Genomic DNA, 26,238 nt, shown 5'->3' on the forward strand with positions numbered 1-26,238 from the left:
ATTACAAATACCTTCGTCGGTGCAAACCTGCATCGATCCACACGACGGGGTGATCACGCCCGCACGCAGTCGGCGTAATAACGCAGCCGACCGTCCTCGCCGTGCTCCTCGACCAGGCCGTGGATATCGGTCTCGAAGCCTGGGCATTGGCTGTTGAATTCGCGCGAGAACTTCAGGTAGTCGACGATCTTCTTGTTGAAGACCTCGCCCGGGATGAGCAACGGGATGCCCGGCGGGTACGGCGTGACCAGGCCCACGGTGATGCGGCCCTCCAGGTGGTCGATCTCCACGCGCTCGGTCTTGCGCAGTGCGATGTGCGCGTAGGCGTCGCTCGGCTTCATGGCCGGCGTGAGGTCACTCAGGTACATGTCGGTGGTCAGCCGCGCAATGTCGTACTTCGCATACAAGTTGTGCACGTGCTGGCACAGGTCGGCCAGGCCCATCTTCTCGTAGCGCGGGTGCTGCTGGCAGAACTCGGGCAGGATGCGCCACATCGGCTGGTTCTTGGCATAGTCGTCCTTGAACTGCTGCAGCGCCGTGAGCATGCTGTTCCAGCGGCCCTTGGTGATGCCGATGGTGAACATGATGAAGAAGCTGTAGAGGCCCGTCTTCTCCACCACCACGCCGTGCTCGGCCAGGAACTTGGTGACGATGCTGGCCGGAATGCCGGTCTTGGCGAACTTGCCGTTCAAATCCAGGCCGGGCGTGACGATGGTCGACTTGATCGGGTCGAGCATGTTGAAGCCGGTGGCCATCTTGCCGAAGCCGTGCCAGTTGGCCTTGGCGTTGGACTTGGATTCACCCTTGATGATCCAGTCGGTGGCGCGACCGATGCCCTCCTCCACCAGCTTGTCCGGCCCCCAGACCTTGAACCACCAGTCGTCGCCGTATTCCTCGTCGACCTTGCGCATGGCGCGGCGGAAATCGAGTGCCTCGGCGATGCTTTCCTCCACCAGCGCGGTGCCGCCGGGCGGCTCCATCATGGCCGCGGCCACGTCGCAGCTGGCGATGATGCTGTACTGCGGGCTGGTGCTGGTGTGCATCAGGTAGGCTTCGTTGAACAGGTGCCGGTCGAGCTTCACGTTCTGCGAGTCCTGGATCAGCACATGGCTGGCCTGGCTGATGCCGGCCAGCAGCTTGTGGATCGACTGCGTCGAATACACCACGGCGTGTTTGGGCCGGATACGTTTCTTGCCCATCGAGTGGTAGGTGCCGTAGAACGGATGGAAGGCCGCGTGCGGCAGCCACGCTTCGTCGAAATGCAGGTTCTCCACGTAGCCGTCGAGCATGCCTTTGATGGTCTCGGTGTTGTACAGCACGCCGTCGTAGGTGCTTTGCGTGAGCGTCAGGATGCGCGGCTTCACGGTGTCGGCATCGACATGCTGCAGCAGCGGATTGGCACGGATCTTGGCCTTGATGGCAGCGGGCTCGAATTCGCTCTTCGGGATCGGCCCGATGATACCGAAGTGGTTGCGCGTGGGCTTGAGGAACACCGGGATCGCGCCGGTCATGATGATCGCGTGCAGGTTCGACTTGTGGCAGTTGCGGTCCACCACCACCACGTCGCCCGGCGCCACCGTGTGGTGCCAAACCATCTTGTTGCTGGTGCTCGTGCCGTTGGTCACGAAGAAACAATGGTCGGCGTTGAAGATGCGCGCCGCATTGCGTTCGCTGGCCGCGATCGGGCCGGTGTGGTCCAGCAGCTGGCCCAATTCCTCCACCGCGTTGCAGACGTCGGCGCGCAGCATGTTCTCGCCGAAGAACTGGTGGAACATCTGGCCCACGGGGCTCTTCAAGAAAGCCACGCCGCCGGAGTGGCCGGGGCAGTGCCAGGAATAGGAACCGTCCTCGGCGTAGTCGAGCAGTGCCTTGAAGAACGGTGGCTGCACGCCTTCAAGGTAGCTCTTGGCCTCGCGGATGATGTGGCGCGCCACGAACTCCGGCGTATCCTCGAACATGTGGATGAAGCCGTGCAACTCGCGCAGGATGTCGTTCGGGATGTGGCGCGAGGTCTTGGTCTCGCCGTAGACGTAGATCGGCACATCCAGGTTCTTGCGGCGCACTTCCTCGATGAAGTGGCGCAGGTTCAGCACCGCGGGGTCGAGGTCCGGCCCGGGCGAGAACTCCTCGTCGTCGATCGACAGGATGAAGGCGCTGGCACGGCTTTGCTGCTGGGCGAACTGCGAGAGGTCGCCGTAGCTGGTCACGCCCAGGACTTCAAAACCTTCGCTCTCGATGGCCTGGGCCAGGGCGCGGATGCCCAGGCCCGAGGTGTTCTCGGAGCGAAAGTCCTCGTCGATGATGACGATGGGAAAACGAAACTTCATGGGCGGCCTCCGGCCAGAAAAGTCAAAAGATCAAAACAGGCGCGAAGTGTAAGGAAATAATGTGAATGCTCTTCGGAAGGGCCCGCTTTTGCCCGAAAATGTGGCGTAGCCCACACAACACGCCGACTGGAGACTCCATGGCCGATGCAACGATCTGGTGGCTTGTCGCCGGCGGCGCCATCGTCGCCGAACTGCTCACCGGCACCTTCTACCTGCTGATGCTGGCGCTGGGCTTCGCCGCTGCGGCCATCGCAGCCCACCTGGGTGCCGGGACCGTGCAACAGACCGTGGTAGCCGCGGCCGTCGGCGGCGGCGCGGTGCTGGGTTGGCACCTGCTGCGCGGACGCCGCGCCAATGGCCCGCCGGCGCGCGCCAACCGCAACGTGAACATGGACATCGGCGAGACCGTGATGGTGGAGGCCTGGTTGCCCGACGGCACGGGCAGTGTCCACTACCGCGGCGCGCGTTGGACCGTGATCCACCGCCCGGGCGTCGTGCCGGTGACCGGCCCGCACCGGGTTGCAGAAGTCATCGGCAACCGGTTGCTGGTCGAGAAGCTCTGATGCCCACCGGCTCGCTCTCATTCTCATTCATCGACTGATCGGAAGCTTCATGGAAATCGGCCTGGTTCTACTCGTCATCGTGGTGATCTTCATCGCCCGCTCGATTCGCATCGTTCCCCAGCAGAACGCCTGGGTGGTGGAGCGCCTGGGCAAATACCATGCGACCCTCACACCGGGCCTGAACCTTCTGGTGCCCTTCGTCGACCGCGTGGGCTACAAGCACAGCCTGAAGGAAATACCGCTCGACATCCCGAGCCAGGTCTGCATCACGCGCGACAACACCCAGCTCCAGGTGGACGGCATCCTGTATTTCCAGGTGACCGACGCCATGCGCGCGAGTTACGGCTCGTCCAACTACATCATGGCCATCTCGCAGCTGGCGCAGACCTCTTTGCGCAGCGTGATCGGCAAGCTCGAATTGGACAAGACCTTCGAGGAGCGCGACATCATCAACGCCCAGGTGGTGGCCGCCATCGACGAAGCCGCGCTGAACTGGGGCGTGAAGGTCCTGCGTTACGAAATCAAGGACCTCACGCCGCCCAAGGAAATCCTGCATGCCATGCAGGCCCAGATCACCGCCGAACGCGAGAAGCGCGCGCTGATCGCTGCCTCGGAAGGCCGGCGCCAGGAACAGATCAACATCGCCACCGGCGAACGCGAGGCCTTCATCGCTCGCTCCGAAGGCGAGAAACAGGCCGTGATCAACAAGGCGCAGGGCGAGGCTGCTTCCATTCTCGCCGTGGCCCAAGCCAATGCCGAGGCCATCGAACGCGTGGCCGCCGCCATCCGCCAGCCCGGAGGCGAACAGGCCGTGCAGTTGAAGGTGGCCGAGAAAGCCGTCGAAGCCTACAGTCGCGTGGCGAGCGACGCCACGACCACCCTCATCGTGCCGAGCAACATGACCGAAGTCTCCGCACTCATCGCCTCGGCGATGAAGATGGTGCAGGCCAACAAGACGGCGTGAGCGGCATGAGCGATCCGTTCGACAACGAAGAAAGGCCAGTCATGGAACACAATGTCCTGGGCTCCGAACTCGTGCCCTGCTCCTACGACCCGCTGACCGGCTACTTCCGCGATGGCTGTTGCAATACCGACGACAGCGACCGCGGCGCCCACGTCATCTGCACCAAGGTCACGGCCGAGTTTCTTGCGTTCTCCAAGGCCCGCGGCAACGACCTGAGCACGCCCCAGCCGGCCTGGCGTTTCAGCGGCCTGAACCCCGGCGACCGCTGGTGCCTTTGCGCCAACCGCTGGAAGGAAGCCTTCGAAGCGGGCTGCGCTCCATTGGTGGTGCTCGAATCCACCCACATCAAGGCGTTGGAGTTTGTCCTGCTCGAAGATTTGGAACGCCATGCCGCGCCGAGCCGCAATGCGTCTTTCTGACTGCTATAATTTGAGGCTAAGGAACGGTGGATGAGTGGTTTAAGTCGCACGCCTGGAAAGCGTGTGAGGGTTAATAGCCCTCCGCGGGTTCGAATCCCGCCTGTTCCGCCAAAAAGTCAAAAAAGCGCCCCATGGGCGCTTTTTTCTTGGGCCGATTGCATTGTGCACGAGCGAATTTGAAGGTTTCGATGGATAACCCAGCCACCCCCATGCTCGACAACACCATCCTGGACAGCCAGGCCCGCCTCGCGGAACTGAAGCGCCTTCTCGTCATGGATACTGCGGATGAGGTGTGTTACGACGATCTCACCCGTCTTGCCGCCCAGATCTGCGACACGCCGATCGCGCTGATTTCATTGATCGATGACAAGCGGCAGTGGTTCAAGTCCAGGGTCGGTCTTCTCGCAAGGCAAACCCCTCGGGAGTTCGCTTTTTGCGCGCATGCGGTAGCTGCGCACCGGTCGCTGCTGGTGGAGGACGCTGCCAGCGATCCCAGATTCCAACACAATCCACTGGTCACGGGCGAGCCGGGCATCCGGTTCTATGCCGGCGCATTGTTGATGACCCGCAATGGCCAGGCTTTGGGCACACTGTGTGTGATCGACCGCAAGCCGCGCACCCTGACCGCCAACCAGATGGAACAGTTGGAATTCATGGCGCGCCAGGTGGTGGAGATGCTGGAGTTGCGGGCACAGCAGTACGGCGCGCCGCCGGCCCCAGGTCAGGCCGGCTGAGCGGCCTCGTAGAAAGGAGAGCCGCCCGAGGATCGCTGGCGCACCCTGTACCGCGCTATTTCACGGGCGGCTTCGGCAGGGCGTTCACCATTTCGCCTACCGTCGGACCACCGCCTCGCGCCGATGGTCGGACCTCATCCGCCGGCCCTGGATCCAACCCGTTTTTCGACTCCTCGGCATGTTGCATGGCAGGTTTGCCGGCCAGTTCGTCGGTGATCTGCAGCGCATTGGCATGCAGGTCGACCTTCAGCCTCACCTTGTTGGCCGGCATCACCATGCGGTACCAGCTTTGCTCGACCGCCGGCGGCAGGCGGTGCACCAGGCGCCATGTGGCGTTGGGCAGGTCGCGGTAGCCGGCGAACACGCCGATGGCGGTGGTTTCCGGGTTTGACTTGCGTACGATCTGCCGGGTTTCGCCGGGCCGCAGGATGAACTGGTCCACTGCCAGCAGGTCCGCGCCGAGCACCGCCTTGTCGGTGTTCTGCAGTGCGAAGAACGCCGCCTCCTGGAAGGACACGTCCGACTTCAGTTCATAGATGCGCAACAACACCGGTGCGCCACGGCCCTTGATGTCGGTGTTGAGGTCGGCATCGGCGCTGATGGCAATGTTCAGCCGAGCCGGCTCCTTCTGTGCGGGGGCCTCGTTGCCGCCGCCGAGCACGCTGCAGGCTGCCAGCACAAAGGGCATCAGGCATGGGCCGATCAGCCTTCGGATGGGGTGGGTGGACATGGTTTCCTCCATGAGGGCGGTGCTTGGACGACGGGTGGGCGCAAACGATTTCATAGGCGGCGCATGGCGGGCGACTTGGGCGCGGGGAGTACACGCCTGCGCGGCGGCGCCCGAGCCGGCAAGTCGGGTGGCAAGGCGTCGATCTCCGCATCGCTGAGTTCGCGCGCCGGCGCCTCTTCGATCGCCGCAGGCGCGGGCGCCGCCAGTGGCTTCGATGAAAGTTCGGGTGGCCGCGCCGAAGGCGCTGCGGATGGGCGAGGCTGCATGGGCGCCAGCGACGGGCGCGGCACCGACGGCGTGGTGGGCGTCGCGCCGGCCGGCGGCGTTACGTCAGCACGTGGCACTGTCTGCGATTTCAGGAAGTCGTCGAGCAACGCCACCTGCGCCGCGGCGAACGCGGCGAGGCCGTGCTGCTGCTGCGTGTGCCATTGGGAGAGCATCTCCCGCGTGCCGGCGTGGGCTTTGGCCGTGGCTTCGCGATGTTGCCTCAACAGGTTGTGAATTTCAGGCAGGAGCGGATCGCCGTCGGGCGCCCGCGCCCTGTCCTCGGTGGACATTTCGCCGACGGTGCGCCCCAGGCCCAGTCGCCAGACGATGGCCGCACCAACCAGCACACCCGCCAGGCCCGCCAGGCCCGCCAGGAAGCAGGCCAGGCCGATCGCCATCGTCTCACCCATGATCACCTCCCGTGCCGTCTTCGGTTTCGGCGTCCCATTGCTGCAGCAACTCCGGCGGGATGCAACCCGCCACCTGTGAAAAGCGTTTGCCCACCAGGCGCTCGGCCTGTTTCAGCAGAACCGCCACGGGGCTGCTTGGCTCATGCCGCTCGAACCAGTGACGTGCCCCGCGGATGCTGGCCAGCACTTCGGTGCGGCCCTGCGTTGCTGGGCCACCTGCAGGTGATTTGGAAAATGCCGGCGAACCAGGGGCGATCACCGGAGCGACCGCGACGACGGGGGGAGCGGGCGCCGCCTGTGCCTGGTCGACGAACGGGCGCAATGCCCGGCTCAGCGGAACGAGAGACGGGGCGTCGTCACCGAGTTGCGCCTTGGCCCAGGCATCGATGTCGGAGACGTGGCGGGCGGCTTCGGCCAGGCAGTCGATCGTCGTTTCGTCACGGCCGGGCGGCGCGCCGTGCGCAGCCACACGCAACGCCGCCAACTGCCGGCTCACGGCACCCGGGCTCAGCGCCTGCGGCACGGGCGGTACCGCAAACGCGCGCTCCACGTCGCGCACCGTGAGGCGCAGCGCGGTGTTGTGCGCTACCACGATCTCCCACACGTCGCCGAGCAGGCCTTCGGCATCGGCCAAAGCGGCCAAGGCGTTGGCGCGGACCGCAGGCTCGCGCTCGCCGTCGAGCACGATCTGCGGGTGCACGGCATCGGGCCAGGCATGCAGCACCTGGCTGAGCGCGCCCAGCGACTGCGCGAGGCCGGGCGCCTGGGCCAGCCGCGTGCGGGCGCGGCACAGCCAGACCAGCAGGTTGATGTCGTGGCTGCGCAGCAGCAGCCGTCGGCAATCGCGTTCGATCTCGGCCCAGTTGGGCGGCTCCGCGAGACCGACGAAGCTGCCATATTGCGCATCCGCGCGCGGCACCATGCGTGCCAGCAGTACGGCGAATTCGTGGTCGTATTCGAGGTTCGGGCCACACGGTTCGAACTCGCTGATGGGGACGGGGACGGGGGTGTTCATGCGGACCTCGTTGGATGCCGTTGGGAGTCGACGTAGCGCTCGGGCTCGAAGACCATGCCCACGGCATAGTCGGGCGCCTGAGCGGTGCGCGCCTGGCGCGGGCTGGGACTCGTGCGCCTGCCCGGCGGCATCGCCGCCGCAGAGGCGTCGCCCAGCCAGGTCGACCAGCCGAGCCTTTCGCCGTCGCCGAGCCTGGCCGGCGGCGCGTTGACGTGGCGCACGCGCAATTCGACCTCCCAGACGAATTCGTAGCCGATGAAGCCACGCACCCATTCGATGAGCAGCGGCAGATCGCGGCCCTGTGGCGTGAAGCGCAGGTATTGCTGCAGCGACAAGGGCCCCAGCACCAGGCGGAACTTGTTCTGGCGATCGGCCACCACATCCCCCGCGATCGCTCCCCCGCCCAGCATGCTCGAGGTGCGCGGCAGGCCGAGACGGCTCTGGTCGGCTGCGTCGATGCGGATCCAGTGCATCACGAATTCCTGCAACTGCACCGGCACGGCGAAGAACTTGGCCAGGGTCTGCGTCAGGCCGTCCGGATTGCGGGCTTCCCGGCTCAAGTGGGTGGAAGCGGCCAGCCGCGCATGGGCCGGCAGTACCGAATCCCGGATTTCAAGCGGGTCATGGCCCGTGAGCCGGGCCACGTAGGCGCTGAAGGTTTCGTCCTCGGCGCGATCCAGGCCGGCCGCGGCCTGGGCCTGGGCCCAGGCGCGGTACATGTGGGTCAGGTAACGATGGTGGAAGACGTCGAGGAAATCGGCCAGCGTGCTGTCGTTGAAGTTCTCGGTGCGCTCGCGCACCAGTTCCGTGTAGTGCAGCGGCAGCGGACCGTTCGGGCCGAGCATGCCGAGCCCGTAGACGCGCACCGCGGGCAGGTCCGGCTGGTTGCCGGCGCGTACCGGCGGCGTGCCGGTCTCAGGCCCGGGCAGGTAGACCTCGGCGATCTCGCGCGGCGCAAAGCTCAGCGCGGCCGTCTGTCCCAGGCGGAAAGGCTCCTGCTGCGGACGGCTGGCCAGGCCGATGCGCGGTTGCGGCGACGCGGGGCTTGGGCTCACGGCCATGCGGCGCAGCAAGGTGGTGAAGCCGAATTTCCACGGCGCAGCCCTCAGCCGGCGCAACAGCGACGGCATGCCGTCCCCAGCCGGAGGGATGTCCGGATCGAGGTGCCTGGTCTCGTTCTTCACACGATCCCCCGCCCGCCCATGCGTACCGGCCAGCGAGCGATCTCGCCGCGCTGCATCGATTCGAGCGCCGTCTGCGTGAACACGTTGATGCTGACGTGCCGCGCCAGATAGTGCTCGAGCACCAGCCCGAACAGGTACGGGCTGGTGCCCGAGAAGCCCTCCTCGTCCACGCTGAGCGTGCACAACACCCCGCGGCCGTAGATCAGTGGGCCCGCGCCCGGCAGTCGCCGTGTGACGGGCTCGGTGCGCGAGCCGATCAGGCTCTCGATCTGGCGGCGCTGCACGTCGTTGTCGGCCGCCACGAAGAGCCGCAGCATGTCGCGCAAGGCCTGCGCGCCCTCACGATGCGACAGTTCGGTCAGCGGCAGGTGGTTGAAGCCGAGCTGGCGGATGAGCCGCCAGGCGATCTCCCGCTGCGCGAACGGTGACGACGGGATGCTCGGCGGGCGGATCAACCCGACGCCGACGACCGGAATCGAATCGGCCACGGCCAGGTCCGAGCGACCATTGCGAGGCACCAGGCAAGGCAGGTCGCGATTGGTCAGCAAGGCCTTGACCGACAGGTAGCGCATGGCTTCGGCATAGGGGGCCTCGTGCTGATCGACCAGGGACAGGAAAACCTCCGTACCGACATACGGCGTGCGCGTGCCGTACTTGCGTGCCGTGTCCGAGGCCATGCGCAACTCGCGCCGAACCGAGAAGTACCGACCGTAGTTGCCCTCGTCCTCGTTCAGCGTCTGGTACAGCGGGCGAAACGCCAGCGCAGCCGTGGTCTGCGCCTGCTGGCCGGTGATCGCCTGCACCGCATAGACCTCGAAATCGAGCGGGCGGGAACGGTCGGGCACGAGATGGAATTCCGGGTCGGCGGTGTTGAGTTCGATGCGGTCGGTGCGGCGCTCGAACAGGTTCACCACCGGTGTGCAGAACAGCCCGAACTGCCCCGCGTCGACCACCGCACCCAGCGCGCCGGGAGGCTTGGTCAGGAGCACCACGATTTCCGCTTCGCTGGCCTGCAGCCGTGAAAGGCCTCCGGCCAACCCGGTCAGCGTGAAGAAGTAGAACCGCTCGGGGCACGCGAAATATTCATGCAGCAGGTTGTGCCCATGGAAGGTGTTCCATTCCAGCGGCAGCAGGCCCTGCCCCGGCGCCAGCCCTTCGTAGACCAGGGCGCGTTCCGTCACCACATGGGGACGGGACGAAAGCTGGCCCGGCTCGCCCGTGAAGCTGGCCACCGCCGAGGTATGCAGCAACTCGAACAGGTGCGAGGCGAGCTGGGGATTGCCCATGAGGTAGATCGGCAGCCGGTCCAGCCCGGCCAGGCTGTCGAAGCGACGTTCGCCGACCATGCGCAGCCGCAGGCGCAGCGCGCCCCGCACATGCACCTGCGGCGGCAAATGGCGCTCCAGCCCGTGGATGTCGGGCGGCGCGCCGGTGAGCTTGGCCTCGACGATCTCGATCGGCCACAGCGTCACGTCCTGGCTGGAGCGGAATTCGCACGGGGTTTCCTCGCCGACGGGTACCTTGGCATGAAATGCCGTGCCGCGCGGCACGACGAAGCCTCGGGACAAGTCGCCCTCGTTCACGTTGGGATTGAGCTGCGCCACCGCCATCGACGGCGTGGGGCTCAGGTAGTTGGGATAGAGCACCTCCAGCAGCCGCTGGGTGAAGCGCGGAAACTCCGCATCCAGCTTGATCTGCATGCGCGCGGACAGGAAGCTGAAGGACTCGATGAGCCGCTCCACGTACGGGTCGTCGACCTCGATGCCATGCAGCCCCAGGCGCCGCGCGATCTTGGGATGGGCCGCGGCGAACTCGGCAGCGGCCTCGCGTACGTAGAGGAGCTCCTTGTTGTAGTAGTCGAGGAGTTGCGGATCCATGGTGTTCTCCAGTCAGCGTGGGGCGCGGACCACCGCACGTCCGGTGTCGACCAGGCTCATGCGGTTGGTCTCCAGGTCGACGGCGCTTTGCACCGTGAGCGCCAGCGGATAGGGTGTCGAGGCGACCATGGCCCGGATCTCGAAGACCAGCACGTTGTAGTCGTCCTGCGCCTGCTTCTTCATCAGCGGCACGACGCTGAGGCTGCCCGGTATCAGCCGCGGTTCGTAGTCGGCAATGGCGCGGCGGATCATGCGTTCGATCTCCTCCCACTTGCGTTCCGACGCGTAGGCACCGGCCAACGGCGGCACACCGAAGTTAACCGTGGAGGCCGCGGCCTCGGGATACCGTTCGCGGTCGATCAGGTCTTCCGCATTGGTGGCATTGAGCAGGAAGGCCAGGTCGCGCTGGATGATGTCGCGCAGTTGATGGGGCGTGACGGTGTAGGCGGTCGGTGCCTCACGGGATTGGCTGGGCGCGTCGTCGCGCAAACGGTCGAACAGTGTCGGCATGCGCTGGCTGCGATGGCGTGCGGCGCCCTGCTCCCAGCTGCGGGCAATGCGCGTTCCCGGGTGCAGCCGGCTCGGATTCGGCACCGCCGTGGAACCAGAAGCGGTGGCGTTGGCCAGCTCGGCCTCGACGATGGCCTCGGCCAGACTTGCCGTGGCTTCAATGCTCGGCATGGCCTTCTCCTTCCGCCGACGCCGTCTGTGCGCCATTGCCGGGTTCGGTACCGAAAATGCATCGGCGCAAGTCGAACAGCGGCATGTCACCGAGATCGCTGGTCCAGGTCTTCTGTCCGCGCGCGAAAACGCCCGTACGCCCGATTTCGGCCCAGACGGTTTCCCGCCCCAGCCGCAAGGCGTCGCGGTCGTCGGCATGTACGGGATAACGCATCGGCAAGTGGCAGTCCAGCACGGTGCCGTCACGCAACCGGACTGCGGCATTGCTCCACACCAGGTCGAGCAGCGAGGACGGCGCGTCTTTCTCGACCGCGGCGAGATCGGCGAAAGCCAGCCAGCGGTAGGTGCCCCCGACCATCACTTCGCACACCGGACCAAGCCGGCTGTCCGAGTCGCTGATCCACGCGAAGGCCGGCTGCAAGTTGCTCGAGCCTGGCGTTTCGGTAGCCTGCGCCAGAGCCGATTCGCGCACGGCGTCGCTGGCCTCGAGCGCAGCGGCATCCTTGCCTGCGGCCAGCTTCAGCGCCCGGCCCATGGCGGTCATCCATTCGCAGGTGGCCTCGTCGCCCACCGACATGGGCGCGGGCCGCCCTCGCCCGCTGAATACCTCGCCGCGTTGACGCTCGGCCATGATCAACCCGCGCATGACGTCTGCCACGCTACCGGGATGCGATGCCAGTCCGGCCCACGAACGCAGCTGGACCAGCGCACGATCCCACTGTGCCAACACGCACAGCAGTTCGAACAACAGCCAGCGCTCATTGGCATCCTGTGGCCTGGCGCGCACCTGGGCCTCGGCCCGCGCCAGGCTTTCCGCGAGCGGCCTGGACTGGGACCAGTCCCGGAAGGTGCGGGTGCTCATGGTGGCGGTGGCGGACGGCGGATTGTTCATCGGGGCGGCTCCTTCTTGGCTTCTGGTTGGAATGCGTGCAGGCGCAGATGGCTGTCGGGCGACAGGTCGTGGTGTTCGCGCCGCGTCAGACTGGGCACCGCTGTGGACACGCCGTCGCCTTGAGATGGCGCGAACAGGCGCAATACGTCCTCCGGTTCATCGATGTCCAGCAAAGTAGGCCGGGCCAGCGGATGGAAGTCGCGGATGGTCTGGTCGATGTGTTCGCGTCTTTGCAGGATGTCGCGTAACAACGGGTAGGCGGCGGCAAGCCTGTGCAGCTCTTCGATCGACGTCGCGTGATCGCTGCTGGGTACGTCCGCGTCATCCCAATCCGCCCTGCCCGAGAGTTGTGCCGGATCGCGCACGACACAGTGGAACTCCTCGTGCAGGCTTTCGAACACGCCGAGCTGCCCTGTCTGCGGAGCCTGGTCCGGTGTCCGCGGCGATACCGTGCGTCGGGGCGCCTCACCCAGCAACTCGGCCAACGGATCGCCCGCAGGCCGCTGCTCGGCACCGGGAATGCCAAGCGCCCCGAACGGGTCACCTTGCCCAGCCGCAGCATCAGGCTGACTCGCCAGGTCGCGAAGATCGAATGTTGTCCCTTCCGACCGAGCGGAGCAGCCCGGCAGCCGCGTCGCTTCAGGCGTCGCCGCGCTCGCCGCCCCGGGTGCACGACCGATTCGCGTCGGCGCACCGCCGGCGGCCTGGACGTCGAAACGCTGCCAGCCAAGCTCCAACACATCCCCCACGGCCAGCGGTAGGCTCGCCCGCGCGGCCACGCGTCCACCGTTCAGCACACAGACCATGGCGCGCCCGCCATGGCTCAGGCGCCAGCCTTCTTCCGGACCTTGCCAGGCGATGCGGCAGCGCTCGGCATCCTCCCATTGCGCCGCGTTCAGCCGCTCGCCGCCAAGCGCCAGGGCCTGCGCCAGGCCGGTGCCCGTGGCGGGCAGGTCCAGTACGCCATCCGCACTTCGCCCATGGCTGTGCGTCAGCTTCAACCGCAGCGGCTGGGGCTGCGTGTGGCCCTCAGCATGGCGCTCTCTTTCCATGTGCGCTTCGCTTGATCCGCTTGGTCCGCCTCCCGGCGCCATGGCTGCGTTGTCCTCGCCTTGCATCAGGCCTCTCCCCATAAGATGGCCAGCCGCGTGGCGGCATTCACGAAGCCGCCCTTCGCGTCCTGCTGCCAGAACATGCCATGGCCATGCGGCCTGTACAGTCGATGAGGCCAGTCGGCCCAGGGCAGCCGGGTCACACCGTGCAGCTGCGCGGCCAAGTCGTCTGCGAAGAAGGGCGCGGCTGGCGATTCGGACTGCCGCCGCGCCGCGGTCTGCCGCGCGCGCCGTGCTTGGCGGGTCGCTGGCGACGCCGCCGCACGGGCCCAAAGATCACAGGTGCCCGGCGCATATACGCGCCACAGACGCCGCACGGCCTGGTCGATGGCCTGGCTGTCGGACGGCGTGTCGGCGCGGACGTGACGCGCAACGGTTCGCGCCAGCCAGAACAACCAGTCATGCGGCACCGCGTCATCGAATTGAAACCGCAGCCAGCGCAGATGCGCGGTCTGGTAGACCAGCAAGACGTGCGACCGACCAACCTTGTCGACAGACGGCGCGAGCACACCGATCACGAAACGGCGCGCGGCGAACGGCAGGCTGCCGGGCGGCAGCACAAAAGCCGTGGGCAGCGCCGCCCCAAGCGCTGGCCTCGCCTCGCGGTCCAGGCAACCCTGTAGCGCCAGCCAGGACTGCCACGCCTCGCTTTCGCCATGCCGCATGCCACTGCGCACGAAATCGGCATGCCTGGGCAGCTTGCCCCAGATCGCGGGCGGCGTGACCAGCCGGTGGGCGATGAGTCTTTGCAACACGGACTTTTCCTTTGAAACGCCTCAAGCCGCCGTGCCGGGGCAGTGGAAGCCCCTGAGCACGTCGCTGTTGAGCGGGTTCGGCTGACTACCGCCACTGATGTCGAGCAACGCCTTGCGGCCGTCGAAGCTGTATTCGACGCCGACCCGGCCCGAGGTGGCGGTGCTCACGATGCGCCCCTTGTCAAGCAGCCGAAACAGGGCCCAGGGGCCGCTCGCCTGCAGGGTGGAGGCCGCATTGGACAACCGCGGGTTGGCGACGATTTCTGCCATGGCGCCGCCCCGCGTGCCGGGCCAGTTGACAGTGAAACTCTGCACCGGCCCGTGCATGTAGCGCTGGCCCTGGCCGTCGATGTCGATCACCAGGTCGGTGATGGTCGGATCGAGTTCGACCACCTTCACGTCGAGTTTCCAGGCCATCTTCTTGCCACCGGCCTCGCGGAAGAACAGTTCACGGATCTGCTGTGCACGGTAGAAAGCATCGAGGTTGGGACCGCTTTGTGCCAGTAGCTTGAGCAGTTCGCCGACGAGGGTCGGGCCGTTGCCCGCTGGCGCCGGCGTGACCGCCGCGGACGCGCCGGCCGCAAGACTTTCAAGCCCAACCATCGCGCCAGCGACAGTGCTGCTCTTGTAGCGCCATGGGCGCACGCTCGTGTCCACGAAAGGGGCGAGGTATTTGTTGAAGTACTCGTCGGCCACACCGCCGGTGGCGAACACCTGGGTCACGTCTTCGATGGACGCGTCCTGTGGCACGGCCGCAAAGGGGTAGCGGCCCTCCACCCCGCGCTTGCAGACCTCGCTGACCTGCATCGCCATCAGGCCCATGAGGCGGTCGAGCTGAACCTGGGCCTGCTTGCGGATGATGTCGGTCGAGCCCTGTAGCACCTTGTCGCCGCCACTCGTGGCCAGCGCCGTCAGCACCTCGCGGAATGGCGCGGGCAGCTTGCCCGCTTCGAGCTTCAAGCGTGAACCGACCTCGGCACCGGCCGGCGGCAGGCTGTTGGCGGTGAGTGCGGTATCGGCCACCACCAGCAAGGTGTAGAACTCGTTGACGAGGCTGGAAATGCCCTCGAGGCCCGGCTTGGCGCCGTTGGCGTCCACGGCCGCCCGCTGGCCCGCGCCGAAGGCGACGTCGGGTTGGCCCGTCACGACCTCGCGCAGTGCGGCGAAGCGATTGTCGACGAGTTGCTTCTCCAGCCTTTCCTCCTGGCGTATGCCGAGGTTGCGTCCGATATCTTTCGTCTGCTTGGCGAGTTGATCGGCGGCCTTGTCCAGAAGACTCTTGTCCTCCGGCGCCCGCGTCACCAGCGGCCGGGATAGCGTGGTTTCACGCGCCGCGGCTCGGGCCAACCGGGCCAGCGGCGAATCCGGTGCAGCGAACTGCCGCAGCACGCTGAGGTCGAAGCCCAGGCTGCTGCCCGTGGTGTCGCTGCCCGCCACCGTGCGGATCGAGTTCAGGAAGTCATCCCACTGCTGCGCGTACTCCGTGAGGTACTGGCGGCGGATGTCGTCGAGCAGCGCATCGCTGCCCTGCCCGCCCGTGCCGCCGGTGCCACCTGCCAGCGCGGATTTGGCGCCCCCGGCCAGTGTGCTGTCGGCCGCGCCGCGGCCCATCACCCAGGCATCGTCGGCCAGCGCACGGCCGACGAACTCGGGCAGGCGTTTGTTGAACACCTCGTGGTAGCCATCGTAGGTGAAGAGCCCAGGCACCCCTTTTTCGAGCGGCAGCTTGCCTGCGCGCGAAAACACCGTGCCGGCCTGCGGCCCGACGGCACGAACGAGGGTAAATTCCTGCGGCGCCTCGTTCAGCATCGCCGCCTTGGCGCGTTCGTAGATGCGCTGGGTGGAAGTATTGCTGTCCAGGAACCTTTGCACGTCGCGCACCAGCGCTTCATTCGGCAGGGAAGCGGACTGCACCGCCCGCGTGCCGGAAAACAGGGCCTGGACGTGGCCCACCATCGAAGCCCGGCCACCGAAGGCTGCCGCGCTGTCGGTGTTCTCCCAATCCTTCAGCACCCAGTTGCGCACGTCGGCCGCACCACCGGTCTGCATGTAGTGCGCCCGGTCGTGCAGCAACTTGTAGACGCGCAAGGTTTCGTAAGCCGTCGTGGCGTCGTTGTTCTTCAGGCTCTGTGCCAGCACCGTCTCCATGCGCCGCAGGATCGTCGGCAACAGCATGTGGTCCTGCAAGTGAGCGTAGGTTTCGGTGGAGGCTTCGAGCACGGGCGCAGCGCTGTACAGGCCAAAACGGAAACTGCCGGGCGGGTCCTGCAGGTCCAGGCCCGCATAGCCGGGCAACTGGTAGGCCTCGTTCAACGTGTCTGGCACGCCCGCCGGCTTGAAATCTGCGAACAGCGAGCGTACCCGCGCATCCAGCGCCCTGGCGCGGCCGTCCACCACGTCGAGGTATTGGCGGTTGTTGCCGAAGCTCAGCCACAGCGCACCAGCCAGCCAGACGAACAGCACGACGGCCAGGGTGTGGCCGAGCAGGCCGAGCAGGCGGAAGCGGAACTCCCAGCGCAAATTGGGCCGGACCAGATGGGCTTCGGGGAAGATGACCTTGGTCATCAAGTCCTGCAGGAAGAAACTTTGATGGCCCGTGCGGCCATTGGCGTCCACCACGCTGCGCTGGCGCGCTGCAACGGGCGCAAGCTGCGGCAACGCGTTGGATGGTGGCCCGGCCAGGGGGGCATCCTGCAGCCCGGTTGGCACTTGCGATACTGTCGCGGCTGCGGCGGCAACCGGGATGTCTTTTCCCCACCCAAGGCTCCGTCTCATGCGTTGCAGCAGCGTCGCAGGTTCGGCGGGCAGCGTTCGTGCCGTCTGCGCACCGCTGGTCAGATAGACACCACGGAGGCTGGTGTGCCACTGCGTGTCATCGAAACGCGAATCGAGAAAGATTTCGTCGACCACCTGGGCCAACGGCAACGAGAGGCCCGCGAACTCCTGCGGCAACGCAAACAGGCGGCGCCGGCGATCGACATCGAACTCTTCGTTGAGGTGCAGGCGCAGGCCCGCGGCCAAACGATCCTTGAGCAGACCGAGTTCGGTCGTGATCTGCTCACGCAGCGCCTCACGGCTTTGCGCCGCCGCGCGTTTGCCCGCACTGCGGCGCCCGCCATCGACATGGGGCAGCGTGAAGCCCCAGACCTGCAGGCGTGCCTCGCTGGTCAACGACTGGAAGTATTCCTCGAAGCCGCCCAGCAGGTCGAGCTTGGTGACTATCACGTACACCGGAAAACGAATGCCCAGTTCCTGTCGCAACTCGGCCAGGCGTTCGCGCACCATGGCCGCATGTTCGGATCGTCCGATCTCGTCCATGCCCAGCAGATCGGCCACATTGAGTGCCACGATGACGCCGTTCAACGGTGCGCGCGGGCGATGCTTGCGCATCAGGGCGAGAAAGCCCGTCCATTCGGCCGTGTCTTTCACACCACCGGTGTCGTGCTGCGTGTAGCGGCCGGCCGTGTCGATCAACACCGCTTCGTTGGTGAACCACCAGTCGCAATTCATGGTGCCACCCTGCGCGTGCAGCAACACACTGCGTGGTGAATGACCAGCCTGGTTGACCACGGGGAACTGCAATCCTGAATTCAGCAAGGCTGTGGTCTTCCCCGCGCCGGGGCTGCCGACGATCATGTACCACGGCAATTCATAGAGGTAGCGCCGGCCTTCGAAGAACCGGCGCAGACCGCCGTGGCCGCGCAGCTTACGCAGTTGCGCCATGGCGCGGCTCACCGTGGAAGCCACTGTTTTCAATTCTTCCTTGGCGGCGTTGTCTTCTGGCGTGGTGTTGCCGAAGTTCAACACTTTGCCGAGGAACTCCTTGTCGTCGCGCAGGGCGCGCCGCAGCAAGAACAGACCATAGAGCAGGTACACGAACAGGATCGCCGCGACGACCAACGTGCGCGCGCCGGGTGTGGCCAAGGGCCGTGCGTTACCCAGCGAGAGCAAGGGCCCGGCATGCCAGACCAGCAGGCACAACGCGGCCACGCCGACCAGACTGTAGGGACCGTTGACGAGCCAGAGAATGCCGAGCGTGAGCATCAGCACGATGAAGGTCACGCGCACGCCCATGCCAGCCAGTGGCCGCAAGCCGTCGATGGCCAGCAGCGGACCGACAAACCACAACGCCGCGGCCAACACGACCATCGCCAGAAAGGCCAGCATCTGGCGCGAGAAAACGAATGACAGGAAAGATTGGAGGTATTGCATGGGATTTCCTTCGCGGCTTCAACCGACCGATGCGGTGGTGGTGCCGATCAAGCTGCAGCCGCATTCGCCGTGGTGGCCCTCCAGCGCCACCGGCACGCCGCCGATGGTGTAGCCGGTCTCGCCCTCGACGATCTTGTTGTTGCCGTGCCTCGGACAGCTGACTTCGTCGCCGAGCCGGGCGATGGCCTTGCCACCGATGGTGGCGGCGGGTGAGCCCGACAGCACCACGCCATCGTGGCTGGTCGGGTCGCCGACGAGAATGATGCGGCGTGCCATCACTGGCTCCCTTGCATGACGACGATGTCGACGCGGCGATTGCGCGCACGGCCGGCGGCGGTGGCGTTGCTGGCCACCGGCTGCGCGTCACCGCGACCTTCGACCTTCAGCCGCTCAGGCGCCACGCCGTTGTCCTTCAGCACCCCGGCCGCGGCCGCGGCGCGTTTCTCGCTGAGCACTTGGTTGTCGGGGAATTCGCGGGTCTTGATCGGCAGGTTGTCCGAATGCCCGGTGACCTGCACCGTGCCGGCCACCTCGTTGATCTCGCCGGCCACCTTGGCGATCACCGGCAGGATCTTCGGGTTCATGCGCGCCTGGCCGGGCACGAACATGTCGTCACCCTTGAAGCTCACGGCGCTGCGCGCGTTGTCTTCGTCCACGCTCACCGTGCCGCGCGCGATCTCCGCGCTGAGCAACTCCTTCAGCCGCAGGGGTTTGCGCGGTGGCGCGGGTGGCGGCTGCAGCGCCCCGATGCTACGGATGCGCGCCTCCACCCCGCTGCGGGTGGTCTGCAACTGGTAGCTGTACCAGGAGAACAGGCCCAGCAGCACCAGGGACAACAGAGCCGCCGTGACCCAAACCGGCACGCTGCGCAGCAGGCGGAACTTGCCTGTCGCCTCCCCCTTCCAGTGTGGCGACAGCTCACGCGGCACGTCGCCGCGTGCCGAAGCCAGCAGGGTCAGCAAACGATGACGAATCGTCTCCAACTGCCGCCGCGCCTGGTTGCCGGTGCTGAAGCGACCCTCGAAGCCCAGGCCGAGAATCTGGTACAGCAACTCGAGCAGATCGGTATGCTCCTGCGGGTTGGCGGCCAGCCGGCCGATCAGCAGAAAGAATTTGTCGCCGCCCTTGGTGTCGCCATGGAAATGCGCCGCCAGTTGCTGGCCCGCCCACACCCCCACTTCGCCCCTCGTGCCACCACCCCACACCGTGCTGTTGGCCGCCTCGTCAAGCGCGGTACACAGCGAATAACTCGCCGCCACCGCGTGCTCGTGCCTGATCTGCGCGTCGTTGCACAAAGACTGGAAGGTGGTGACCTCGCGTTCCAGCAGGCGGTGAAACACCGTCACGCCATGCGGCTCGAGTTCGGCCGGCATGTCGGCCAGCGCGCGTAGCAGGGGTTGCGCGGCTTCGAGCAGCGGGTTCTGTGCCGCCTTGACGGCGGCCAGGCGCTTCTGCGTCGAGGGTTCGGGCGCGAGCTGCACGATTGGCGGCAGATCACTCAACAGGCTATCGACCGGCTGACTGTTTTCGTTCGTTTGCCGCGTCGATCCACTGCTTGCCTGTGATTCATCTGTGGAATTTTCGTTTTTGGGCATGGGAATCGAGGACCTCTAAATGACTGGATTGAACGAGCTAAAGGAATTGAAGCCGGGGTGACGCGATGAGCGCACCTGGACTCCCTCCCCTATCTCTCCGTTGATGCGTGCATTGATCGATTGCATGTTCTCAAGCTCTCAATGTAGAGATCAGCCTCGCTCCGCACTCTGTCAAATCGCCTTCGTAGGCAATCGTCTTGCCCATGTGCTTACGCCCAACGCGAAGGGTCAGGATCCTGAAACTGCCCTTGCACTTGGGGAACCAGGTCATGCAGTCTTCAGCGGCCACAGCAATGCCCTGCACGATGAAGTCGAGCGCCGTGATCACATTGCCATGGTGGTCGGTCGGGTCGCCCAGACGTACCACCCGGCGGTTATCAGCGTCACGCATGTGCGATGGCCTCGAGGTTCGGGGCGGTGCCGTACAAAGGAACCAGCCCGTTGTCGATAGTCCCCTGCGCCGGTTCGCCGGGCTTGACGAAGCCAGAGTCGAATACCCGCTTTGTCGGTTCGTCGCTCATGCCGTCCTCCTCTGGTCCTGGCCCTGCTGCATGTTCTCGGGCAGAAGGGCATTGAGCCGGTCATCGCTTCCCGCATAACTTCCGCGCCAGCGCACATAGCCCTGGCCCTCCGCCGCGCGGTGCGCAACCTTAGCGGTGAACTCCCGACTGTCCTCGTAGAACCTGGCGATGAAGCCGGCATAAGAGTCGTGCACCCAGTCGTCAAAGAAGGAACCCACAGCGCTTTTCACCTCCAATGTCTTCATGTCCTTGAAGATCTCGGAGGCATGCGAATGAAAGGCTTTGCGCTCCTCCTCATGGGCGGTCCAATCCACAGTTGGTGAAGGGTTTGACAGCAAGCGAATTTGATTCTTGAAAATTGCCTGGCCCTTGAGATAAAACCGATAGCCCGCCTCATCGAGCGACTTCGCCCGAACCACACTGCTCAGCTTCTCGAAGCCATCGCTCTTGTTGATCTGGTAGCGCCAGGCCAGATAACGCAGGCCATGCTGGCGCAATGCCTCGAAGGTTTCCACACCCGCGGGCACGTCGCAAAGCTCGAAATATTGCTGTACGGACTGGCGCACCATGGCAAGGCGATCCAGGCCGAAGCGTGCAGGCAGGCCCGCGTCTTTTGCGATCTCCGAGTTCAGATCGATCCATGGCACCGACTCATGCGCTTCACAGGTCTTGAGCGCCGCCTGGTACATCTCGTTGAGCGGCAGGTTGGCGAGCTTGATCTGGTCGTCCGGCACCGCGCGCATGCCGCTCTCTGGATCTTGGGGATTGATGCGCTGCAGGCGCACCCCCTTGCCCTGCTCACCCGGGCCATAGCCGCCGCCCACGTCGCTGTGCGCGCCGGGGCAGTGGTGTTCATGGCATTTATCCGGCAGGCTGCCGCCTACGGCCACGCTGTCGCACGGGAAGTTGGTGCGCAGTTCGTGCAGCGCCACGTAATGCACGCAGTTCTTCACCTCCTGATGAATCCGCAGATTGCTGGCAGTGGCCCAAGCGCTGTGTCGGTGGCCGCCCGCGCCAGCGTTCCAGCCGACGGACGCCACCGTGTCGAACAGGCCGAGCATGCGCACGTAGCTGTCCACCCCGAACAATTTGCTATCAATCAGCAGCAAATCGTGCAGCCAGGTCACAAACACGCGCGCCTGCGCCGCACCGCGGCTGAAGCCGAAGACATCGATGTAGATCCCCTTGACCTTGGGCAGCGTAGCGCGTGCCTGGACTTGCTGCTGCAGCTCGGTGGCCATCTTGCGCATGAAGCGGCGGCGCTCACCCGTGCGCGCAATGCCAAAAAACGAGCCGTCTTCGGCGCTGACCAAGCCCTGGGACAGACCCAGATCGTCCAGAATTTTTTGCTCGGCGCTGAGTGCGCTCTGGTTTTGGACGTCGGGGTTATTGGAGGAGACGCGGGTTTCGGAGCAGAGGGCAGCGAGTTGCTTCTGGTCAAACCGCGCCTGATCTCCATTGAGATATCGATGAACAGAGTTGATGACCTGCAACAGGCCGTAGACGATACGGGCCTCGCCGCCCCCCCCAAACGCCGCCCCCGTACTGGGCGGCTTGGCCTCACCGATTTCGGTGAACGGCGTGCCGACACCGGACACGTAGTGGCGGAAAAATCCATCGTCAGGCGAATTCCGATAAGCCTCCCACAAACGCGCGACGTTTGTGTTGGTGTCTCTTTGGCTATAGAAGGTCTTATTGTTGCCGGTGCCATCAAAGAACAGCCCGATGTTCAGGGTGACCTCGCATTCATGGGCGGCCGTCGAAGGCAGAGGGCGCGGGCAGCTCACCGAAGCCGGCTGGAGCACTGTCTTGAATTCGCTCATGGCGTGGCTCCGCCGGGTTGTTTGCCTGTTATGGCGGGTTGCGGCTTTTCATCCGGCAACGGTGAGTAGGCTGGGGCCGGGCGGCGTGGGAATTTAGGGCCGGGATACTTAGAGCCCTCCGGATACCCAGGCGTTACCCACAGCTCGACGTGGTGTCCCGGCAAGAAATGCACGAACAGTCCTGCGCTATCCCCGGGCGGTACCGCGAAATTGACGGGAACGGTTTCCTCGTGCTGACGAGCCTCACCTACATTGCTTCGATTCGTCGTCCAAGTTACCTTCACCATCACAGGCTTGGTGATCTTGCGCGGCAGCAGCATGCAGCACATTCCGCCGCCGCCGCCGCCCCAGCCCATGGCGTTGCCGCCCCAATGCCCGTCGAGATAGAACTCGGGTATCCCGATCATCGAACCGTAGTGGCCGACAGCAGAGATGCTAATGCCGATCTTGTCCTTGTCCGGCACCAGATCCTCGGAGCCGGTGCTGCAGGCCGTGGCCAGCACCACGGCTGCAACCGCCAGTAGCGCGCGGCGCGCCAGGTCACGAAATTTCCGCATGCGAAGTGTCGTAGCGCGCTTGAAATCCGTCTTGATTGCATTTGTCATTTCAGTTTCCCATCACGCTAAAGCGAGACCCGCGTCGCATGAAACAGCGCGCCCGAATACCGGGATACCGTGGAACTGGCTTTGCCAGTCCGCTGGTATCGCCGCCTGCAAGGGGGAAGCGCCGTAGGCGCATCGGGGGTGTTTCATCCCTAGAGTGCTTCATTTTTGTGTTTGCCTTTCGACCGCTTATGTCACGCTCGCTGCTGCGGCCAGGAGCTCCTGCTGCACCCGGCCTGCGTCTTTGAGCCAGTCCCGTTCGCTCGCGAACACCCGGCGTGCAAACACCAGCAAGGCTCCGCGATCGGTGCTACCGCTTTGCTGCCAGCGCTCGATGCAGTAGCGCGCGACCTCGTAGTGCCACTTCACATCGGCGAGCGCCACGTCTTCCGGTGAACGGGCAAGTTGCGCCAGCAAGGCATCGGGTTCGCCCGCCTGAATGAGCAGGTCGATTTGGGCGTCGCTGAGTTGGAGGGTTTCTGACGCCCCTGTGCGCTCAAGCCGGCTTTCGTAGAGAGGGATGACTCTGCGCAGGCCGGCTCGGTCATGGATTTTCCAATCCACCATCGGGGCCGTCAGGGCGTCCCACTGGGCAGGGGTCAGTACGCCGGGCAAGTAGGCCATGACGCGACTATCCGCGATGCGCAGGCCGTAGGGCTGTCCTGTGTCGTCACCGAAGTAGACGAAGCTGCGTAGATGATCGGCCAGCGAATCGAGCGAATGCTCCGATTCGATGAGCACGAAATGCAGCCGGTGCGGAAAACCGTTAACGAGCCGCCTGATCTCGGTTTCGACGGTCTGACTTTTGAGCGCGAGGGCCTGGGTCTGGAAGATCAGGATCGGGCCGGCCAGCCGCAGATCTTCACTGGGCATCAAGGTCGCGAACCAGGTTGCGTTCAGCTCGGCGAACACGCGGGACGCGCTGATGGCTTCATACACCATTGCGCCGTCCATCAGGATGAAGGTTTCCATGTGGTCGTTCCCGTTAAAACCGGGTGATGGCACTGGCGGCCTTTGCCGCCTTGAGCATGCAGCGAATACACACGCTGGTCGGCAGTTGCGGCAATGGCCTCTGCACCGACTTGGGCCCGAACGTTTGGTGGTCGCCGGCCCACACATGGTGCGCGGCCAGTGTGTGGAAGCCGAAACCTTTGCCATCGATCGTGAGGGTGCTGCCATCGGCGTCTAGCTCTATGCCCTGCTTCGCCTTGAGCTTGATCCAGTCGGTGGTGCTGATGAGCTCGACGGCCTTCTTGGCGACGAGTTCGATCAGGTCGTCCTGCGCCTGCACTTGCACCGGACCCTGCGCGGCGAAAATGCGGATGCCGGCCTTGTACGCGAACAAACGGATCGCATCCAACGCACTCGCCAGCAAGCTCTTGCCGCTGCTGATGCTGGTGTGCCCGCCGCTGGTGGTGACGACGTGGGCACCGGCGGCAACGTGTACGGCTCCGTTGGCCGTGGCGCCGATACCGGCCGCACTCGCCAGCACCAGATGAGGCGCTTCGATTTCGGGGAAACGGCCCTCTGCCGCGTCGACGCTGCCGGTGCCTTTGAGCGAGTCGTTCTGTGTCTTGAGGTCTTTGGCAACGGCGGCCTGATCGTCTTCGCCGTCTTGGGCCTTGTGCTGCTGCGCCAGCGATGCCAGCGCTTCGTGCTGATCGCGAGCGCGTGTGAGGCGATGCAGCGTCTCATCCATGTCTTTGACGTGGGCACGGGCACGTTCGCGACCTTCGGTGGTGATGAGCATCCCTTCCCCGGCGCGCAGCGCGCCGTGGGCTTCGGTGGCCAACTCGTAGCCCTCGCCACGCGCATCCTTGCGCCCGGCGTTGTCTTCGATGCGGGTGATGAAGCCCAGGCTCAACTGGCTGTGCCGGTGGTCGCTCTTGAGCTGCACTTGCTGCTGCCCGGCGGTGTCGTCTGTCAGCACATGGTTGGAGCCACCGGCCGCGCTGTTGCCGCCTCCGGGGTTCAGTTCCCGGCTGCGCCAGCCGCTGAGCGCGGCCTGGCCCGGCAGCGCCCACGGCGGCAGGTTGTTCTGGTTGTGCACGCGCCCGGTGCAGACGGGCAGGTCCGGGTCGTTGCCAATGAAGGCGATCAACACCTCCTGGCCGATGCGCGGCAGCTGGATGCTGCCGAGCTTGTTGCCGGCCCAGGGGCTGCTCACGCGCACCCAGCAGCTGCTGTGCTGGTTCTTCTGGCCTTCGCGGTCCCAAGGGAACTGCACCTTGATGCGGCCGAGTGCATCGGTCCAGATGTTTTCACCCTCGGGGCCGACGACCAGCGCAGTTTGCAGGCCGGGGTTGGCGGGCTTGGGCTGCGTCAACGCCGGCCGCAGAGTCTCTGCCATCGGGTGGGCGGTGAAGTCGACCTCGACGCGCCAGGCTTGTTTGCGCAGCGCTGCGGCATCCTTGACCTGGCTGGCCTGGCCCACGTCTTCGATGAGGAACCGGGTGTCCAGCACCAGGTAGTCGCCGTTGGCCTGTTGGCGCGGGTGGTTCTGCAAGGTAAAGCTGCAGCCGGGCACCATGCCGCGCAGGTTGCCGCTGCCCTGGGCGCGCGCGCCGTGGCTGCGCAGCGCCTGCATGCGCAGCAGCGCGAACTGGCGGGCTTCGGCCTGTGGGTCGTTGGCCTCGGCCGTACCAGCCTTGGGTTGCGCATAGTGGCTACCCGCGACGCCGTCGTGCCACTGGTACACCTCGGCATCGTTCTGGCCCGTGGGCCGCGGGTCCTTGCGGCTGGCCGACAGGTCGGCGCGCGGCCGGGTGTAGTCGTAGTCGCGGGTGCTGTAGCGGCCACTGGTGAGCCGGTGTTGCGGCAAGAAGCTGTGGATGTATTCGGCATCGGTCTTCCAGCCGGGCGGGTGGTAGTCCACGGCCTGGTAGGCGGTGCTCGGGTTCTTCAGGTGCGCGCCCATGTTGTCGATCAGCACCAGCCGGTGCCGGCCGTTGTCATGCTCGAAAAAGTAGTTGATGCCCCACTCTTCACACAGCCGGCTGAAGAAGGCGAAGTCCGATTCGTTGAACTGGGTCTGGTAGTCGCGCACCGGGTAGGTGTCGATCAGGCGTTTGTCGACCGGGAACGGGTAGTCGGCCAGCAGCGTGTCGAGCAGTTCGACCACGGTCTGGTTCTGGAAGATGCGGCAGTCGGTGTTGAGGGTCGCCAGGTGCAGCCAGGGGCGCAGCGTGAGCCGGTATTGCGAGAAGCGACCTTCCTCGCCCCAGAACGCGGCGTCGGCGACCAGGGCGTTGATCTCGCGGGTGCCGGCGCCCATATGGTCGGCCGCATCGCCGACCGTACCGGGCAGGAAGGCGCCGGCGCCGTCGAGCTGGATGCGGCAGCGGATCTCGCGGCCGATGAAGGCATCCAGGTCGAAGTCGGCGGCTTCGCTGGCGCCGAGGTTCAGGCCGTCCGGCGTCTTCAGCAGCAGTTCGTATTCGAAGAGGCTGTTCACACCTTCGTGGCCGCTGAGGCGTACGGGTTCGAGCGCAGGCTGGCCGTTGACGACCGGGATGACCTCACTTTCGACGGTGAGCGTGTGAGCGTGCAGCATGC

At 65.4% G+C, this 26,238-nt stretch carries 23 protein-coding genes and 1 tRNA gene; 5 read left to right on the forward strand and 19 right to left on the reverse strand.

The annotated features are described in order from the left end of the window. Nucleotides 1-53: 53 nt before the first annotated feature. Nucleotides 54-2,327 carry an arginine/lysine/ornithine decarboxylase gene (locus RD110_RS14655; RefSeq protein WP_076200158.1) on the reverse strand — a complete coding sequence of 758 codons (2,274 nt, stop codon included), beginning with the start codon at nucleotides 2,325-2,327 and terminating at the stop codon, nucleotides 54-56. Between the two features lie 137 nt (nucleotides 2,328-2,464). Between RD110_RS14655 and RD110_RS14660 the strand changes: the two genes are divergently transcribed. From RD110_RS14660 to RD110_RS14680, 5 genes are all read left to right on the forward strand, one after another. After that, nucleotides 2,465-2,890 (forward strand): NfeD family protein, encoded by a 426-nt coding sequence (locus tag RD110_RS14660; protein ID WP_076200159.1) that lies wholly within the window; start codon nucleotides 2,465-2,467, stop codon nucleotides 2,888-2,890. Between the two features lie 49 nt (nucleotides 2,891-2,939). Then, nucleotides 2,940-3,854, forward strand: coding sequence for an SPFH domain-containing protein (locus RD110_RS14665; RefSeq protein WP_076200160.1), 915 nt, complete (start codon nucleotides 2,940-2,942; stop codon nucleotides 3,852-3,854). Between the two features lie 41 nt (nucleotides 3,855-3,895). Beyond that, nucleotides 3,896-4,273: a DUF2237 family protein gene (locus tag RD110_RS14670; protein WP_076205046.1), complete on the forward strand. Its 378-nt coding sequence runs from the start codon at nucleotides 3,896-3,898 to the stop codon at nucleotides 4,271-4,273. A gap of 20 nt (nucleotides 4,274-4,293) precedes the next feature. Next, nucleotides 4,294-4,384: transfer RNA gene (locus RD110_RS14675), tRNA-Ser, on the forward strand. Between the two features lie 98 nt (nucleotides 4,385-4,482). Next, entirely contained in the window at nucleotides 4,483-5,007 is a 525-nt protein-coding gene (locus RD110_RS14680) for a GAF domain-containing protein (RefSeq protein ID WP_076200161.1), read from the forward strand. A gap of 55 nt (nucleotides 5,008-5,062) precedes the next feature. Here the strand turns inward: RD110_RS14680 and tssJ are convergent, their stop codons facing one another. The 18 genes from tssJ to RD110_RS14765 form a co-directional block, all read right to left on the reverse strand. Beyond that, nucleotides 5,063-5,737, reverse strand: a complete 675-nt coding sequence (tssJ, locus tag RD110_RS14685) for a type VI secretion system lipoprotein TssJ (protein WP_239467042.1) — start codon at nucleotides 5,735-5,737, stop codon at nucleotides 5,063-5,065. 50 nt (nucleotides 5,738-5,787) lie between these two features. Continuing rightward, on the reverse strand, nucleotides 5,788-6,414 hold the full coding sequence (locus RD110_RS27990; RefSeq protein ID WP_076200163.1) for a hypothetical protein: 627 nt from the start codon (nucleotides 6,412-6,414) through the stop codon (nucleotides 5,788-5,790). After that, nucleotides 6,407-7,429, reverse strand: a complete 1,023-nt coding sequence (locus tag RD110_RS14695) for a type VI secretion system protein TssA (RefSeq protein ID WP_076200164.1) — start codon at nucleotides 7,427-7,429, stop codon at nucleotides 6,407-6,409. The genes RD110_RS27990 and RD110_RS14695 overlap by 8 nt, the downstream gene beginning before the upstream one ends. Continuing rightward, a complete protein-coding gene (tssG, locus tag RD110_RS14700; RefSeq protein WP_076200165.1) occupies nucleotides 7,426-8,559 on the reverse strand; it encodes a type VI secretion system baseplate subunit TssG in 1,134 nt (377 codons plus the stop codon). The genes RD110_RS14695 and tssG overlap by 4 nt, the downstream gene beginning before the upstream one ends. A 50-nt stretch (nucleotides 8,560-8,609) precedes the next feature. Then, on the reverse strand, nucleotides 8,610-10,490 hold the full coding sequence (gene tssF / locus RD110_RS14705; protein WP_076200166.1) for a type VI secretion system baseplate subunit TssF: 1,881 nt from the start codon (nucleotides 10,488-10,490) through the stop codon (nucleotides 8,610-8,612). Between the two features lie 12 nt (nucleotides 10,491-10,502). Next, nucleotides 10,503-11,000: a type VI secretion system baseplate subunit TssE gene (tssE, locus tag RD110_RS14710; RefSeq protein ID WP_076205048.1), complete on the reverse strand. Its 498-nt coding sequence runs from the start codon at nucleotides 10,998-11,000 to the stop codon at nucleotides 10,503-10,505. 157 nt (nucleotides 11,001-11,157) lie between these two features. Then, entirely contained in the window at nucleotides 11,158-12,063 is a 906-nt protein-coding gene (locus RD110_RS14715) for a type VI secretion system accessory protein TagJ (protein WP_083686285.1), read from the reverse strand. Then, nucleotides 12,060-13,181 (reverse strand): TagK domain-containing protein, encoded by a 1,122-nt coding sequence (locus RD110_RS14720; RefSeq protein ID WP_157900191.1) that lies wholly within the window; start codon nucleotides 13,179-13,181, stop codon nucleotides 12,060-12,062. The genes RD110_RS14715 and RD110_RS14720 overlap by 4 nt, the downstream gene beginning before the upstream one ends. Next, entirely contained in the window at nucleotides 13,181-13,930 is a 750-nt protein-coding gene (gene tagF / locus RD110_RS14725; RefSeq protein WP_157900192.1) for a type VI secretion system-associated protein TagF, read from the reverse strand. The genes RD110_RS14720 and tagF overlap by 1 nt, the downstream gene beginning before the upstream one ends. A gap of 21 nt (nucleotides 13,931-13,951) precedes the next feature. Then, nucleotides 13,952-18,142: a type VI secretion system membrane subunit TssM gene (gene tssM / locus RD110_RS14730; RefSeq protein WP_083686286.1), complete on the reverse strand. Its 4,191-nt coding sequence runs from the start codon at nucleotides 18,140-18,142 to the stop codon at nucleotides 13,952-13,954. 18 nt (nucleotides 18,143-18,160) lie between these two features. Then, nucleotides 18,161-18,418, reverse strand: coding sequence for a PAAR domain-containing protein (locus tag RD110_RS14735; RefSeq protein WP_076200169.1), 258 nt, complete (start codon nucleotides 18,416-18,418; stop codon nucleotides 18,161-18,163). After that, nucleotides 18,418-19,644 (reverse strand): type VI secretion system protein TssL, long form, encoded by a 1,227-nt coding sequence (tssL, locus tag RD110_RS14740; RefSeq protein ID WP_239467043.1) that lies wholly within the window; start codon nucleotides 19,642-19,644, stop codon nucleotides 18,418-18,420. Before tssL ends, RD110_RS14735 begins: the two co-directional genes overlap by 1 nt. A gap of 223 nt (nucleotides 19,645-19,867) precedes the next feature. Continuing rightward, nucleotides 19,868-20,128 (reverse strand): PAAR domain-containing protein, encoded by a 261-nt coding sequence (locus tag RD110_RS14745; RefSeq protein WP_076200170.1) that lies wholly within the window; start codon nucleotides 20,126-20,128, stop codon nucleotides 19,868-19,870. Then, nucleotides 20,121-20,258: a hypothetical protein gene (locus RD110_RS27995; RefSeq protein WP_157900193.1), complete on the reverse strand. Its 138-nt coding sequence runs from the start codon at nucleotides 20,256-20,258 to the stop codon at nucleotides 20,121-20,123. Before RD110_RS27995 ends, RD110_RS14745 begins: the two co-directional genes overlap by 8 nt. Continuing rightward, nucleotides 20,255-22,081 carry a T6SS phospholipase effector Tle1-like catalytic domain-containing protein gene (locus RD110_RS14750; protein WP_076200171.1) on the reverse strand — a complete coding sequence of 609 codons (1,827 nt, stop codon included), beginning with the start codon at nucleotides 22,079-22,081 and terminating at the stop codon, nucleotides 20,255-20,257. The genes RD110_RS27995 and RD110_RS14750 overlap by 4 nt, the downstream gene beginning before the upstream one ends. Next, complete coding sequence (locus tag RD110_RS14755; RefSeq protein ID WP_083686288.1) at nucleotides 22,078-22,686, reverse strand: DUF3304 domain-containing protein; 609 nt, start codon at nucleotides 22,684-22,686, stop codon at nucleotides 22,078-22,080. Before RD110_RS14755 ends, RD110_RS14750 begins: the two co-directional genes overlap by 4 nt. Before the next feature lie 186 nt (nucleotides 22,687-22,872). After that, nucleotides 22,873-23,655: a DUF4123 domain-containing protein gene (locus RD110_RS14760; RefSeq protein WP_076200173.1), complete on the reverse strand. Its 783-nt coding sequence runs from the start codon at nucleotides 23,653-23,655 to the stop codon at nucleotides 22,873-22,875. Between the two features lie 13 nt (nucleotides 23,656-23,668). Further along, nucleotides 23,669-26,236, reverse strand: coding sequence for a type VI secretion system Vgr family protein (locus RD110_RS14765; protein WP_076205060.1), 2,568 nt, complete (start codon nucleotides 26,234-26,236; stop codon nucleotides 23,669-23,671). Between the last annotated feature and the right edge of the window lie 2 nt (nucleotides 26,237-26,238).

Source organism: Rhodoferax koreense (assembly GCF_001955695.1).
Classification (GTDB): Bacteria; Pseudomonadota; Gammaproteobacteria; order Burkholderiales; family Burkholderiaceae_C; genus Rhodoferax_B; species Rhodoferax_B koreensis.

Excerpts from the sequence above, each read along its gene's own strand:
- RD110_RS14655 (WP_076200158.1), bottom strand. The coding sequence starts at position 2,327 with ATGAAGTTTCGTTTTCCCATCGTCATCATCGACGAGGACTTTCGCTCC.
- RD110_RS14660 (WP_076200159.1), top strand. The coding sequence starts at position 2,465 with ATGGCCGATGCAACGATCTGGTGGCTTGTCGCCGGCGGCGCCATCGTC.
- RD110_RS14665 (WP_076200160.1), top strand. The coding sequence starts at position 2,940 with ATGGAAATCGGCCTGGTTCTACTCGTCATCGTGGTGATCTTCATCGCC.
- RD110_RS14670 (WP_076205046.1), top strand. The coding sequence starts at position 3,896 with ATGGAACACAATGTCCTGGGCTCCGAACTCGTGCCCTGCTCCTACGAC.
- RD110_RS14680 (WP_076200161.1), top strand. The coding sequence starts at position 4,483 with ATGCTCGACAACACCATCCTGGACAGCCAGGCCCGCCTCGCGGAACTG.
- tssJ (WP_239467042.1), bottom strand. The coding sequence starts at position 5,737 with ATGTCCACCCACCCCATCCGAAGGCTGATCGGCCCATGCCTGATGCCC.
- RD110_RS27990 (WP_076200163.1), bottom strand. The coding sequence starts at position 6,414 with ATGGGTGAGACGATGGCGATCGGCCTGGCCTGCTTCCTGGCGGGCCTG.
- RD110_RS14695 (WP_076200164.1), bottom strand. The coding sequence starts at position 7,429 with ATGAACACCCCCGTCCCCGTCCCCATCAGCGAGTTCGAACCGTGTGGC.
- tssG (WP_076200165.1), bottom strand. The coding sequence starts at position 8,559 with ATGCCGTCGCTGTTGCGCCGGCTGAGGGCTGCGCCGTGGAAATTCGGC.
- tssF (WP_076200166.1), bottom strand. The coding sequence starts at position 10,490 with ATGGATCCGCAACTCCTCGACTACTACAACAAGGAGCTCCTCTACGTA.
- tssE (WP_076205048.1), bottom strand. The coding sequence starts at position 11,000 with ATGCCGACACTGTTCGACCGTTTGCGCGACGACGCGCCCAGCCAATCC.
- RD110_RS14715 (WP_083686285.1), bottom strand. The coding sequence starts at position 12,063 with ATGAACAATCCGCCGTCCGCCACCGCCACCATGAGCACCCGCACCTTC.
- RD110_RS14720 (WP_157900191.1), bottom strand. The coding sequence starts at position 13,181 with ATGCAAGGCGAGGACAACGCAGCCATGGCGCCGGGAGGCGGACCAAGC.
- tssM (WP_083686286.1), bottom strand. The coding sequence starts at position 18,142 with ATGCAATACCTCCAATCTTTCCTGTCATTCGTTTTCTCGCGCCAGATG.
- RD110_RS14735 (WP_076200169.1), bottom strand. The coding sequence starts at position 18,418 with ATGGCACGCCGCATCATTCTCGTCGGCGACCCGACCAGCCACGATGGC.
- RD110_RS14745 (WP_076200170.1), bottom strand. The coding sequence starts at position 20,128 with ATGCGTGACGCTGATAACCGCCGGGTGGTACGTCTGGGCGACCCGACC.
- RD110_RS27995 (WP_157900193.1), bottom strand. The coding sequence starts at position 20,258 with ATGAGCGACGAACCGACAAAGCGGGTATTCGACTCTGGCTTCGTCAAG.
- RD110_RS14750 (WP_076200171.1), bottom strand. The coding sequence starts at position 22,081 with ATGAGCGAATTCAAGACAGTGCTCCAGCCGGCTTCGGTGAGCTGCCCG.
- RD110_RS14755 (WP_083686288.1), bottom strand. The coding sequence starts at position 22,686 with ATGACAAATGCAATCAAGACGGATTTCAAGCGCGCTACGACACTTCGC.
- RD110_RS14760 (WP_076200173.1), bottom strand. The coding sequence starts at position 23,655 with ATGGAAACCTTCATCCTGATGGACGGCGCAATGGTGTATGAAGCCATC.
- RD110_RS14765 (WP_076205060.1), bottom strand. The coding sequence starts at position 26,236 with ATGCTGCACGCTCACACGCTCACCGTCGAAAGTGAGGTCATCCCGGTC.